Source organism: Gottfriedia acidiceleris (assembly GCF_036421055.1).
In the GTDB taxonomy this organism is placed as follows: Bacteria; Bacillota; Bacilli; order Bacillales; family Bacillaceae_G; genus Gottfriedia; species Gottfriedia acidiceleris_C.
In genome coordinates, this window is the sequence record NZ_JAZGQS010000009.1 from 151,965 (window position 1) to 164,994 (window position 13,030).

Consider the following 13,030-nt stretch of genomic DNA (forward strand, 5'->3'; position numbering starts at 1 on the left):
GAATCTATTGATTAAAGGAGTTTAGATAATGTTTGATCCGACCGCTTTTGATAATATGAAGGTTATAGTAGAAGGGCTTTTATATGACAAAGATTTAGATGGAGAATATGAAATCACTGATCGAAATGACTATGTTAATCTTTCCAAAATGGATCGATTATTCTCCATTCGATTTAAAAAATTAAACAAGTCGACTAAGACAACAAGTTGCACATTTTCAATGAGTACATCAGCTAGTGATTTATATAATGAATTAATTAATGGAAATACTGAAGTAGGATGTTATATTGAAATTGATTTTTCCTTTCCAAAACCATTAGAAATCGAAACCATTCAAAGAAGTCTACTTTTATTTCAAAATAAGACAAATGAGCAATTCACTCCATTTTATAACATTAAACACTCTATTTTAGATAAAAATATCATTGAATCGTCTGTAAACATAAAATTTCAAAATAAAATGACCGAAGATGACTTTGATCTAATAGAAGAATTGATACAGATTACAGAAATAATGTTACAATGGTACGATGAGCAAATATTAAAGGAGATTTAAATGGAACATTTTCAATTAGCAGAACAAACAATCTTAAAAATAAAAGCAAATAATATTACGAAATGGACAGCAGTCCAAGAGGAAGCAATCCCAGCGATTTTAGATGGGAATGATGTCATAGCACAATCTCCAACTGGTACTGGTAAGACTCTTGCATATGTTTTACCTTTAATTAATAAAGTGAACGAATTGGAAGAAAATCCTCAAATTATTATTATGGCCCCAACTCGAGAACTTGTAATGCAAATTTTTCAAGTTGTTCAAGACTATACACAAAATACAAATATAAAAGTGGCTTCAATTGTTGGTGGAGCTGATATAAAACGTCAGATTGAAAAATTAAAACAGAAGCCTAAAATTATCGTTGGTTCACCGGGGCGAATCTCACAATTAATTAAACAGAAAAAATTAAAAATGCATTGTGTTAAAACAATTGTTTTTGATGAAGTAGATGAATTATTAAAAACGGATGATCAAAAAGATTTACCGCAAATTGTCAAAGCAACGATGAAAGATCGCCAACTAGTATTTTTATCTGCAACAATTACACCGGGGGCAATGCAATTTGCAAAGGAAACAAGTTCAAATCTAAAAGAAATTTCGATTGAACAAAGCTTGGAAGGAAATATTATTCATGGTTTTATTCCTTGTGAAGAAAGAGAGAAGCTAGAATTACTTAGAAGAATTGCTTCTGTTCAAAATATGAAAGCAATCGTATTTAGTAATGATCCATTTAAACTTGAAGGATACGCTTCTAAATTAAATTTTAGAGGAATTAAAACAGCGGTACTGCATTCAAAGCTAGGGAAAATGGAAAGAAGTCGAGTTTTAAAAGAGCTTCAAATAGGTAAAACTACTTTACTATTTTCAACTGACGTAGCAGCACGAGGTATCGATTTACAAGAGTTACCATATGTCATAACACTTGATGTACCTGAAAAAGTTGAACAATATACACATCGAAGTGGCCGTGTAGGTAGAATGGGTAAACAAGGTACTGTCATAAATTTGGTAACACCTCGTGAGAAAAAGAATTTATTTAGCTTAAGAGGAACGCAAAAATTGTTTTTTGAACAGTTAACCGTATCACACGGTGAGATACAAAAAGTCGAAATGAAAGAAAAACAAGTGAACGAAAATCATTCAAATGAAAAAAGAACGAAACCAGTTACAAATCAACATAAAAAACCTGTTTCAAGCAAAAATAAACCAATAAAAAAAATTAAGAAATAATAAAAACTTCAGCCTAATGGCTGAAGTTTTTTAATTTTGATCCATAGCCAGAACTAATCCCATAGCTGAAACTTCCAAATCTAACTTAATAATTTGGAAAACTGGGTGATTCTCATCTATATTCTTACTTTGAAGATCATCCTTTACTTCATTGTATAGTGCTGCTGAGAGAATCCTGCTTTTCTCATAAAAAGGTTTTTCTTGATTATTTTCAATCGTGGAAGCAGTTAGCTTGATAAAACGATCTAAATATAGTTTTAAAGACTCATATACGAAATTTGTATCTTTAGTTAAACCATAATGACCGAAGCAAATCGCATCTGGGTTATACTTTTGAATTTTTCTAGATGAACTTAACGTTGCTTCATATGAAAATTGATTAGGCGATGTAGATGGTAAAATAAACGTACCTATATCCTTTTGAAGTTGTGGATAATAGATACCTAATGTATCTCCTGTATACATATATTTACTAGAAGAATCGAAAATTGAAATATGGTGATTAGCATGACCAGGAGTATGTAAAAATGTTAATTTACGATTTTTACCAATAACAAGCTCCTCACCATCGGCTACCTGATAAATTCTAGTAGATTCAATTGGTAGAATTGGATTAAATAAACGATCAAAATCATCACCATAAACTTGTTTTGCACTCGAAATTAATTTTGTCGGATCTTCTAAATGCCTAGCTCCCTTTAGATGAACAAATAGAGTTGCATTAGGGCATTTTTCCATTAGTAAGCCTGCGCCACCTGAATGATCTAAATGAATATGTGTTACGATAACATTTTTAATTTTGTCAAATGAAATTTGAAGCTCTTTTAATCCTTGTAATAAATACTCGTGGGAAGGACTAGCACTTGTTTCAATGATTGTAATATCTTCATCTAATATAATATAGCTACCAGTTCGTTCCTGAAACGATAAATCATATAAATCAATTAAATATGTATTAAAACCTAAATCTTGCATACTATACCTCCATTCTTTGGTTAAAAGGTAAAGAAATTAGTTTAATTAAACTATAATGTAAATACTAATAGGATTGAAGGTTTTTTTCAAAAAATTGTAATTACAATAGACTTTTTGATGGAAAATAATTACTATTAACAATATAAGGAAGTAGGAGGAATGTGAAATGAGTATTTATGATTTTGAAGTAAAAGATAGCAAGGGCCAAGATGTATCTCTTTCAAAATATAAAGATAAAGTAATGATTGTTGTAAATACTGCAAGTGCATGTGGATATACTCCTCAATATAAAGATTTACAAGCATTATATGAAGAATATAAAGAAGATGGACTAGAAATTCTTGGTTTTCCATGTAATCAATTTATGAATCAGGAACCAGGTTCAAATGAAGAAATTCAAAGTTTTTGTGAATTAAATTTTGGTGTAACATTCCCTATTTTCGGAAAAATTGATGTAAATGGTGATAAAGCAGATCCACTATTTAAATATTTAAGCTCAAAAGCTCCTGGTATTATGGGGTTAAAATCAATAAAATGGAATTTTACTAAATTTATTATTGATAAAAATGGTGAAGTCATTGAACGATTTGCTCCTCAAACAAATCCTCAAGAGATGAGATCGACCATTGAGAAATTATTGAAAGCTTAAGAACCTTCTTTAATGTTGAATGGTGTAAAGACCATTTAAAAACGCTTGTATTTATCGGACATCTGAAAAGATTTGCCCCACAAAAGACAAGCGTTTTGATTGGTCAATAGTTCAACTTTTACAAACTTCATCGTAGTACATTAAGGCCGAGATTCGTACATTTAATCAGGGCAAACGAGATGAAAGATACAAGATTGGAAATCGCCTGCTCGTTTTGCAATTTTTTTATTGGCACCATTAAATTCGAGTGGTAAAGGGATTCCGTTTTCCATTAACTCGTTTCCATAAAAAGTAAGATTCGTATTGTTTAGTAAATATTTCTTATTGGGATTTAAACCTGTTAGTTTTAAAGTCTGGTACTTTACTGGATTTGGACTTGCTAATATTTTGTACCAACCTATAATGGCTTCATTTTTGTTTTTGCTTATTACCATCCAAGCTACTTCGTTTTCCTTAAAAGGATCAAGTAACCGATAAAAATCTCCTTTCATAATTAATGATCGGTGATGTTTGTAAAATTGTATTTGCGATTTAATTTCTGACTTTTCTTTTTCAGTAAGTATCAAAGGATTTAATTCATAACCAAATGTTCCAAAGAAAGCGACATCGGCTCTAATTGATAATGGGGTATTACGAAATGTTTGATGATTAGGTGATGCTGATACATGTGATCCGATACTAGAAATTGGGTATGGTAATGAGGTACCGTATTGAATCTTTAAACGTTCAATAGGGTCTGTATTATCACTAGCCCATGCTTGTGGTGCATAAAACAATAAGCCAGGATCAAATCGACCACCACCGCCAGCACATGATTCAAATAACACATTTGGAAAATCACTTACTAGTCGTTCGTATAATTCATACACACCTAAAATATACCGATGAAAAAATTCATCTTGCTGATCATTAGCTAACTTCTTAGAATAAGCCTCAGTAATATTTCGATTCATATCCCATTTTATATAGTCTAAATTTGTATTTTTTATAACGTCTGCCATTTTTTTATAGATGTAATCGACAACATCCTTTCTTGAGAAATCTAACACTAATTGATGCCTTCCTAAAGAAACTTGTCGATTAGGTGTACAAATAATCCAATCTGGATGATTTTTAAATAAATTACTATTTTGACTAACCATTTCAGGCTCAAACCAAAGACCAAACTTTAAACCTAACTCTTTAATTTTATTAGCAAAATTATTTATTCCTTTAGGGAATTTTTCGGTATTTGAATACCAATCGCCAAGAGAGCTAGTAGCATTATTTCGGTTACCAAACCATCCATCATCTAATACAAATAATTCAATCCCAAGCTTTTTTGCAACTCTAGCGATTTGAAGTAAGGATTCTTGATTAAAGTTGAAATAAGTGGCTTCCCAATTGTTTATTAGAATAGGTCGTTCATTATTTTTCCACTTACCACGAATTAGGTTGTTTCGATATAAATCGTGATAAGTTTGACTCATTCCGTTCATACCTTGATCAGAATATACCATCACTACTTCAGGGGATTGAAAGTGTTCGTTTTCAGATAATTTCCAAGTGAAACGAAACGGATGTATTCCCATCGTAATTCGAGTCGTATCGTAATGATCAACTTCAGCTTGAGCAATAAAATTTGAGCTATAAACTAAATTAAAACCAAATACTTCACCAAGATTTTCTGTAGTCTCTTTTCTTTTAAAGGCAAGAAATGGATTATGTTGATGGGAACTGGAACCACGTAAACTCGATATGCCCTGTGTACCCATTACTAACTGTCGTTCCATTATATGTCTCTCTCTAGACCATGCACCACTTAGTTGAATCATATTAAAATCATGGTCAGGAAAATCAATCGAAGCACTCATAAATCGCTCTAAATAAAATGGTTCAATTCCTTGGTTACAAATATATGCACTTCTAGTAATAACAGATAAATCCTTAAATATTGTATAGGAAATTACAAGCACAGCTTTAAGGGTTGAATCTTCTAGTACAATCTGTATTGTTTCAGCCTCTTCTTCATTGTTTGTATAAGTGGCAGGTAAACCTTGTAAAATAGGTTTCCCTTTTGTAATTGTATAATATTTATAGATAAAATTAGTAATATGACTACCGTTTAACTGACGAATACTTAATGCCGGTTCACGATAGTCAGAAGTGCCATATACAGGAAATTCCTGTCTGATTGTTTCAAGACTTATTGATCGATCAGCATAATAATAAGAAGTATATGTTGTAGAAGAATTATCATTTTGGATATACGCAAAATTTGAATGAATGTCAATCGCTTTTCCGAAATACAAAGACCCAAGATGACCATTTTTCATGACATAAAATACATAACTAATTCTTCCGTTTGTTAGATGAAACTTTTTTTGTTCGTCATCCACAAAAATCAGCATGATTGCACCTCTAGTACATGATTTAATTACTTCTAAAAACTTTTATACTATTAAAGAAATTAGTCTAATCAAATTTTTATGCACATTATAAAATTAATATTTTTTACTGATTGAAAATAATTGAGAAAATTTAAATGAAATTTTAGTCAAATTTTCATCTGATTTTCAGAAAAGAATTTTAATATTAATTGACTATCGAAATCTTTATTCATTAATTACTAAAGTAAGAAAAATAGAAGGATCGAACTCAGGCGAACAAAGGAGGGAATTTTAATCAGGATTCCAAAAACTAAATATAAACAAAGTGGTGTAATAAATATGAAATTATTTAAACAATTAAGCCAGGAAAATAAACATTTAGTCATTGCAACACTCTTAATGATTTTCTATGTTTCTCCACTATTCATTTTAGGGGAAAATGCACATATTCGAGTACATGATAATTTAGATTCAAATATTGCATGGTATAAAACACTTAGAAACTCAGGACAACTATTTGGTAAATTAAATTCTACAATCCCCCAGATTATTAATGGATTGCCAAGAAATGCTTATGGAACGGAATTTAGCGGTATACAGTGGCTAAATAATCTTTTTCCGCCAATGCTAGCTTATTCCATAGGTCAGACAATTACCAGGATCTTTGCATTTCTTGGGATGTATCTTTTGTTAAAAAAGCATTTTATAACTGCAAAAGAAAATTACTTAATTCGAGTATGGGTCTCACTTGCTTTTGCACTGACACCATTTTGGCCGTCTGGAATGCTAAGTACATTGGGAATGCCACTAGCACTATGGGCGTTTCTAAATATAAGAATTGGAAAATATTCCTGGAAAGACTGGATTACTCTTATATTATTACCCTTTTATTCTAGTTTTGTGTTAGGATTCTTTTTCTTTTTAGTATTTATGGGATTGCTATGGTTAAGAGATGTATTTGTAAAAAAGAAAATCAATCCAATGTTTTTTTTAAGTATTTTATTAATGACTTTAATGTATTTAGCAATAGAATATCGTCTTGTATTCTCACTAGTCATCCCATCTGAACCAACAAGTAGAAATGAGTTTTTAAGCTCTACATTGGGTTTTTGGCATACGATTCGATTAGTGTTTAAGAATTATTTTTTAGGACATACCCATGTTCTAACACTTCACACTCTTGTCATTGTACCTTTATCTTTTATTGTATTCTGGACTTTAAGAAATAAAAAAAGAGAAAGTATTGAAAAAAGATTTCTATACTTATTTATTCTTAATTTTTTATTATCCGTATGGTACGCCTTTTGGTTTTATAAAGGATGGAAGCCAGTAAAAGAACAATTTCAACTATTAAATACGTTTAATTTTGCTAGATTTCATTTTTTAAGACCTCTAATAATCTATTTAATGTTTGCTGTGGGAGCCTATATTCTTTGGCTAAAGGGTAATGGCTGGCAAAAGTTTGTGAAAATTTGTTTAGTAGTTCAAGTATTTGTACTGTTTTGTGCGAATGATGAAATTGTATATCGAGTTGCGGGGAAACCATCATACAAACAATTTTATGCTGTAAATCAATTTAATGAAGTCGCCAAATATATTGGAAAACCTAAAAATAGTTATCGGGTTGCAAGTATAGGCATTCACCCTGCGATTGCACAGTATAACGGTTTTTACACGCTCGATACATATAATAATTTTTATTCGCTAAAATATAAGCACCAATTTAGAAAAATAATTGCCCCTGAACTCGATAAAAGTCCATTACTTGAAAATTACTTTGATCATTGGGGTGGAAGATGCTATTTATTTGTTGCGGAACTAGGTAAAAATTATGAATTCAAAAAGGACTCTAACGTAAAAATTCACAATTTACATCTAAATATTAATGAGTTTAAAAAAATGGGTGGAGAATATATTTTTGCTGCTGTACCAATTGAAAATGCTAGTAGTAATGGACTTTTATTGAAGAAAGTTTTTAATAATAAAAATTCTGCATGGCGTATCTATCTTTACGAGGTAAATAACGACTGAAATGGATGTGATGATAAATGAAACTACCTTTATTGACAATAGTTGTACCTTGTTACAATGAACAGGAAGTTTTTGAGGAAACAACAAGACAACTTACCTACTTAATTGAAGAATTAATAGATGATTCGCTAATCTCTGACTATAGTAAAATCCTGTTTGTTGATGATGGAAGTAAAGATCGAACATGGGAACTAATAGAAAATGAAAGTAATGAAAATGATTATGTTAGAGGATTAAAGCTTGCAAAAAATGTGGGACATCAGAATGCACTTATTGCTGGCCTTGAAGTTGCTAATAGGCAGTCTGACTGTGTAGTTTCAATTGATGCAGATTTACAAGATGATATAAATGTAATTCGTAAATTTATAGAAAAGTATTTAGAAGGTTTTGATATTGTTTATGGCGTTAGGGATAGTCGAGAAAGTGATACATTTTTTAAACGTTCCACTGCACTTGGCTTCTATCGATTTATGGAGAAAATAGGCATCAATCTAGTTCCCAATCATGCAGATTTTAGACTGATGAGTAAACGAGCATTAGATGAATTATTTAAATATAAAGAAACAAATTTATTCTTAAGGGGTCTCGTTCCACTTGTAGGATTTTCTTCAACGAAAGTCTATTATGATCGAAAAGAAAGGTTTGCAGGAGAATCAAAATATCCATTAAAAAAGATGCTTTCTTTTGCATTCGACGGAATTACTTCTTTTAGTATAGCTCCGATTAGATTTGTAACATTGCTTGGATTTTTAGCCATCATATTTAGTTTAATAGCAGCTGGCTATGCAGTGGTTGAACATGTGTTAGGAAATACAGTAACTGGTTGGCCATCGTTAATGGTTTCAATTTGGTTTGTAGGTGGAGTTCAATTAATGGGAATTGGTATGATTGGTGAGTATATAGGAAAGATTTATCACGAAGTCAAAAAACGTCCTAGATATGCTATTGAAACAGATTTATATACAATGATTGAAACTGAACTAGTCCATAAGGTTCAAAGATGAATACGACATTCTTCCGTTTTATTGCAGTAGGAATTGCAAATACAATTGTAGGATTATCATTCATTTATTTACTGCTTCATTTATTTGGTTTATCTTATTGGATTTCAACATTTATTGGAAATTCTTTAGGAGCATGTATCAGTTATATTTTAAATCGGAATTTTACGTTTAAAAGCCAAGGCTCTGTAAAAAAAAGTATCCCAATGTTTATCATTGTCATTTTAACCTGTTATTTTATAGCATTTAATCTTGGAGCTAAAATAATTGATTACATTTTAAATTTACAAGATTTTATATCTCTAAACTTTAAAAATGACTTAGCTGTTTTAATTAGTTCTGGGTTATATACGGTTTTAAATTATTTCGGTCAAAAATTACTTGTTTTTAAACATAGAAATATGACTATAAAACAATCTGAAAACGAAAGAATGTGATCAATATGAATATTTTAGTACTTGGCGGAGCTGGATATATAGGATCACATGCAGTATACATGCTGATTGAAAATGGCGTAAACGTAATAATTGTTGATAATTTGCAGACAGGAAACAAAGGAGCTATCCATTCAGACGCCATTTTTTATCATGGTGATATTCGTAATAAGGAATTTTTAAGGTCAGTTTTTCTAAATGAAAAGATTGATGGGGTGTTACATTTTGCAGCAAATAGTCTAGTTGGTGAATCAATGGAAAAACCGTTGGAGTATTTTAGCAATAATGTAGTTGGCACACATGTTTTATTAGAAGTGATGAATGAGTTTAATGTTAAATACATCGTATTTTCATCTTCGGCTGCAGTATATGGTGAACCTAACATCATACCAATCTCAGAAGATATTATTACAGATCCTACGAACACATATGGTGAAACAAAATTAATCATGGAAAAGATGATGAAATGGAGTAGTTTAGCATATGGTATTAATTATGTTTCCTTAAGATACTTTAATGTAGCTGGAGCAAAAAGTTCAGCTGAAATTGGAGAAGATCATTCTCCTGAGACACATTTAATTCCATTAATTTTACAAGTTGCTTTAGATCAAAGAAAAGAAATTACTATTTTTGGAGATGATTATAACACTCCTGACGGGACGTGTATTAGAGATTATATTCATGTTGAAGATTTAGTGAATGCTCATCTACTAGCGCTTAATTACCTTTTTAATGGTGGAAAAAGTGATATTTTTAACCTTGGAAATAATAAGGGATATTCAGTATTACAAATTGTTGAAGCAGTTCGTCGAATAACTAAGCATTCAATACCATATAAAATCAGTTCTAGAAGAGAAGGTGACCCAAGTATTCTAGTTGCTTCTTCTGAGAAAGCTAAAAAAGTTTTAGGATGGAAAGTAAAGAATGAAGACATTGATTTAATCATTAAAGACGCTTGGAAATGGCATAAAACGAATCCTAATGGATATAAGAACAAATATACTACTCAATATAATTAGATTGTTACTGAAACCTTCACTAAAAGTGAAGGTTTTTTCGTGAATTTAATTCCCACATAACCTAATAATGTTTTACGGTGATAGAAAATGATATAATATCACTAGTCGATTTATGGAGGTACGAGTTTGAATACGCATGAAATCATATTACAATTAGAAAATTATGTTCGAAATCTTCATCAAGGTGATAGTTCTGGACATGACTGGTATCATATTGACCGGGTTAGAAACTTAGCTGTACATATTGCTCAAAAAGAAAATGCAAATCAATTCATCGTAGAATGTGCTGCATTAGTTCATGATGTAATAGATGATAAGTTACATGATGATCTTGAAGCTCAAAAAATACAATTAGAATCAATTCTAAATGAATTATTAAATAATAATAAAGATGTAGAAGCAATCATGTACATAATTGAAAATATCTCCTATAAAGGGGGGAATGGGGTAATTCCGACCACTTTAGAAGGTAAAATTGTACAAGATGCTGATCGTCTGGATGCAATTGGAGCAATTGGAGTTGCTAGAACGTTTGCATACGGTGGAAAAAAAGGTCGTAGTATGTTTAACCCAGAGTTTAAAATAAGAGAAAACATGACGATCGAAGAATATAGAAGTGATAAAAGTTCTTCGCTACATCACTTCTATGAAAAAATATTAAAACTAAAAGACTTAATGAATACAAAAACAGCATTAGAAATGGCTGAAGAAAGACATTTATTTGTAGAAAAATTCATCGATGAATTTATGAAAGAGTGGAATTTTAAAATATGAAGATTTTAAGTGTAGAGAATTTAATTAAAACATATGGGGAAAAAACTTTATTCGATAAAATTTCATTTACTGTAAGCGAAGGGCAGAAAATTGGATTATTAGGTATTAATGGAACTGGTAAATCAAGTTTATTAAAAATCATTGCTGGTGTCGAGTCAGCTGATGATGGAAAAATTACGACTCCAAAGGATTATGTCATAAGTTATTTGCCACAACATGAAGATTTTGATAAAAAGCAAACGATTCTTGAAGCAGTATTTGAGAGTGATGATAAAGTAATGGTTTTAGTAAAATCATATGAGAAAACTTTACAAGCACTTGGAGAAGATCCATCTAATCAAGGGTTACAAAATGAATTATTAAAATTACAAGCTAAAATGGATTCATTAAATGGTTGGGATTTAGAAGCAAATGCAAAGACAATTTTATCGAAATTAGGCTTATCAAATTTAAATTTAGATGTTTCATTACTTTCAGGTGGTCAGAAGAAAAGAGTAGCCTTAGCAAAAGCATTAATACATCCATGTGATTTATTAATTTTAGATGAGCCTACGAACCATTTGGACTATGAATGTATCGTATTTTTACAAGAATACATAAAAAGACTACAAAACGCAGTATTATTTGTTACACATGATCGTTATTTTCTAGATGAAGTTACCACAGCATTATTAGAATTATCAAATAGCAATATCTATCGTTATGAAGGAAACTATCAGTATTATATTGAACAAAGAGCTGCTAGAGAAGAGCAAGAGGCAGCTACTAATGAAAAAAGAAATAATTTATTTAGAAGAGAATTAGCTTGGATGCGTAGAGGGGCAAAAGCTCGAACGACTAAGCAAAAAGCTCGTATTCAACGATTTGATGAGCTTTCGGGTAAGCTTAACAATCAAGAAAAAGCGGAATTAGAGATGAACTTTCAACAAACTCGATTAGGTAAAAAAGTTGTTGAGTTTATAAATGTTAATAAGTCCTTTAACGAGAAAAAAATATTAGATGATTTTAACTTACTTTTACTTCAAACTGATCGAATTGGAATAATTGGAGAAAACGGTGCAGGTAAGACAACTTTATTGAAAATGCTTGTAGGAGAAGAGCAAGTTGATTCTGGTGAAATTGAAATTGGGCAAACAGTAAAAGTAGCATATTATACTCAAATTCAAGAAAATGTGAATCCAACTATGAGAATGATTGATTATATTAAGGAAGAAGCAGAAGTCATTCATACACCAGATGGAAAAACAATTTCAGCTTCACAAATGCTGGAAACATTCCTATTTCCTACTCAATCGCACGGAGTACAATTGGGAAAACTTTCAGGTGGCGAAAAAAGAAGACTATACTTATTAAGACTCTTAATGACTGCTCCAAATTTATTATTACTTGATGAGCCAACAAATGATTTAGATATTGATACTTTAACAGTTTTAGAAGACTATATTGAGAATTTTAGTGGAGTAGTCGTTACCGTATCACATGATCGCTATTTCTTAGATAAAGTTACAAATAAATTATTAATTTTTGAAGGTGAAGGAAAAATTTCATCTACATTAGAAAGCTATACAGATTATTTAGAACGACAATCAAATGAAAAACGTGAAGTTGAAGCGGTAAAAGAAACAATAGAAAAACCAGTTTATCAAAAAGAACAAAAGAAAAAGCGATTAACTTATCAAGAACAAAAAGAATGGGATAGTATTGAATCTGATATCGAAAAACTGGAAATTGAGATTGAGCAATTAAATGAAAAGTTACAAGGTGTAGGCTCTAATTTTGATGAGGCTTATAAACTTTCTAAAGATATTGAGGAAAAAGAAGCTCAATTAGAACAGAAAATGGAGCGTTGGTCAGTTTTAAGTGATTTAGTTGAAAGTTTAAAGTAGAGTATTAATTTTGAGTTTTGGAATTTAATTTCATTTTACTACTCCTGTTTTATTATCTCATAATGAATTTTTTTAAATAAAAGTTTGTTTAAAATACTATTTT

11 protein-coding genes are annotated in these 13,030 nt (G+C 30.7%); 9 read left to right on the forward strand and 2 right to left on the reverse strand.

The features are described 5' to 3' along the window. Nucleotides 1-28: 28 nt before the first annotated feature. Entirely contained in the window at nucleotides 29-556 is a 528-nt protein-coding gene (locus RAH41_RS15320; RefSeq protein ID WP_331223661.1) for a hypothetical protein, read from the forward strand. Beyond that, nucleotides 557-1,789, forward strand: coding sequence for a DEAD/DEAH box helicase (locus tag RAH41_RS15325; RefSeq protein ID WP_331223662.1), 1,233 nt, complete (start codon nucleotides 557-559; stop codon nucleotides 1,787-1,789). Between the two features lie 30 nt (nucleotides 1,790-1,819). On the opposite strand, the gene RAH41_RS15330 is transcribed toward RAH41_RS15325, so the two are convergent. Further along, nucleotides 1,820-2,764: an MBL fold metallo-hydrolase gene (locus RAH41_RS15330; RefSeq protein WP_331223663.1), complete on the reverse strand. Its 945-nt coding sequence runs from the start codon at nucleotides 2,762-2,764 to the stop codon at nucleotides 1,820-1,822. A 166-nt stretch (nucleotides 2,765-2,930) separates the two neighbouring features. Between RAH41_RS15330 and RAH41_RS15335 the strand changes: the two genes are divergently transcribed. Next, a complete protein-coding gene (locus RAH41_RS15335; RefSeq protein ID WP_331223664.1) occupies nucleotides 2,931-3,413 on the forward strand; it encodes a glutathione peroxidase in 483 nt (160 codons plus the stop codon). 161 nt (nucleotides 3,414-3,574) lie between these two features. On the opposite strand, the gene RAH41_RS15340 is transcribed toward RAH41_RS15335, so the two are convergent. Beyond that, complete coding sequence (locus tag RAH41_RS15340) at nucleotides 3,575-5,803, reverse strand: alpha-galactosidase (RefSeq protein WP_331223665.1); 2,229 nt, start codon at nucleotides 5,801-5,803, stop codon at nucleotides 3,575-3,577. A 318-nt stretch (nucleotides 5,804-6,121) separates the two neighbouring features. On the opposite strand from RAH41_RS15340, the gene RAH41_RS15345 reads away from it, so the two are divergent. The 6 genes from RAH41_RS15345 (at nucleotide 6,122) to RAH41_RS15370 (ending at nucleotide 12,927) form a co-directional block, all read left to right on the forward strand. Next, the gene (locus tag RAH41_RS15345; protein ID WP_331223667.1) at nucleotides 6,122-7,813 is read left to right on the forward strand and encodes a DUF6044 family protein; all 1,692 of its coding nucleotides are present in this window, start codon (nucleotides 6,122-6,124) and stop codon (nucleotides 7,811-7,813) included. A gap of 17 nt (nucleotides 7,814-7,830) precedes the next feature. Further along, complete coding sequence (locus RAH41_RS15350; RefSeq protein ID WP_331223668.1) at nucleotides 7,831-8,817, forward strand: glycosyltransferase family 2 protein; 987 nt, start codon at nucleotides 7,831-7,833, stop codon at nucleotides 8,815-8,817. Then, the gene (locus tag RAH41_RS15355) at nucleotides 8,814-9,251 is read left to right on the forward strand and encodes a GtrA family protein (RefSeq protein ID WP_331223670.1); all 438 of its coding nucleotides are present in this window, start codon (nucleotides 8,814-8,816) and stop codon (nucleotides 9,249-9,251) included. Before RAH41_RS15350 ends, RAH41_RS15355 begins: the two co-directional genes overlap by 4 nt. Before the next feature lie 5 nt (nucleotides 9,252-9,256). After that, nucleotides 9,257-10,267, forward strand: a complete 1,011-nt coding sequence (gene galE / locus RAH41_RS15360) for a UDP-glucose 4-epimerase GalE (RefSeq protein WP_331223672.1) — start codon at nucleotides 9,257-9,259, stop codon at nucleotides 10,265-10,267. A 126-nt stretch (nucleotides 10,268-10,393) separates the two neighbouring features. Beyond that, nucleotides 10,394-11,041: an HD domain-containing protein gene (locus tag RAH41_RS15365; RefSeq protein WP_331223673.1), complete on the forward strand. Its 648-nt coding sequence runs from the start codon at nucleotides 10,394-10,396 to the stop codon at nucleotides 11,039-11,041. After that, nucleotides 11,038-12,927: an ABC-F family ATP-binding cassette domain-containing protein gene (locus RAH41_RS15370; RefSeq protein WP_331223674.1), complete on the forward strand. Its 1,890-nt coding sequence runs from the start codon at nucleotides 11,038-11,040 to the stop codon at nucleotides 12,925-12,927. Before RAH41_RS15365 ends, RAH41_RS15370 begins: the two co-directional genes overlap by 4 nt. The last annotated feature ends 103 nt before the right edge of the window (nucleotides 12,928-13,030 follow it).

What these genes read in the sequence shown, in the direction of transcription:
- RAH41_RS15320 (WP_331223661.1), top strand. Translation starts at nt 29, where the DNA reads ATGTTTGATCCGACCGCTTTTGATAATATGAAGGTTATAGTAGAAGGG.
- RAH41_RS15325 (WP_331223662.1), top strand. Translation starts at nt 557, where the DNA reads ATGGAACATTTTCAATTAGCAGAACAAACAATCTTAAAAATAAAAGCA.
- RAH41_RS15330 (WP_331223663.1), bottom strand. Translation starts at nt 2,764, where the DNA reads ATGCAAGATTTAGGTTTTAATACATATTTAATTGATTTATATGATTTA.
- RAH41_RS15335 (WP_331223664.1), top strand. Translation starts at nt 2,931, where the DNA reads ATGAGTATTTATGATTTTGAAGTAAAAGATAGCAAGGGCCAAGATGTA.
- RAH41_RS15340 (WP_331223665.1), bottom strand. Translation starts at nt 5,803, where the DNA reads ATGCTGATTTTTGTGGATGACGAACAAAAAAAGTTTCATCTAACAAAC.
- RAH41_RS15345 (WP_331223667.1), top strand. Translation starts at nt 6,122, where the DNA reads ATGAAATTATTTAAACAATTAAGCCAGGAAAATAAACATTTAGTCATT.
- RAH41_RS15350 (WP_331223668.1), top strand. Translation starts at nt 7,831, where the DNA reads ATGAAACTACCTTTATTGACAATAGTTGTACCTTGTTACAATGAACAG.
- RAH41_RS15355 (WP_331223670.1), top strand. Translation starts at nt 8,814, where the DNA reads ATGAATACGACATTCTTCCGTTTTATTGCAGTAGGAATTGCAAATACA.
- galE (WP_331223672.1), top strand. Translation starts at nt 9,257, where the DNA reads ATGAATATTTTAGTACTTGGCGGAGCTGGATATATAGGATCACATGCA.
- RAH41_RS15370 (WP_331223674.1), top strand. Translation starts at nt 11,038, where the DNA reads ATGAAGATTTTAAGTGTAGAGAATTTAATTAAAACATATGGGGAAAAA.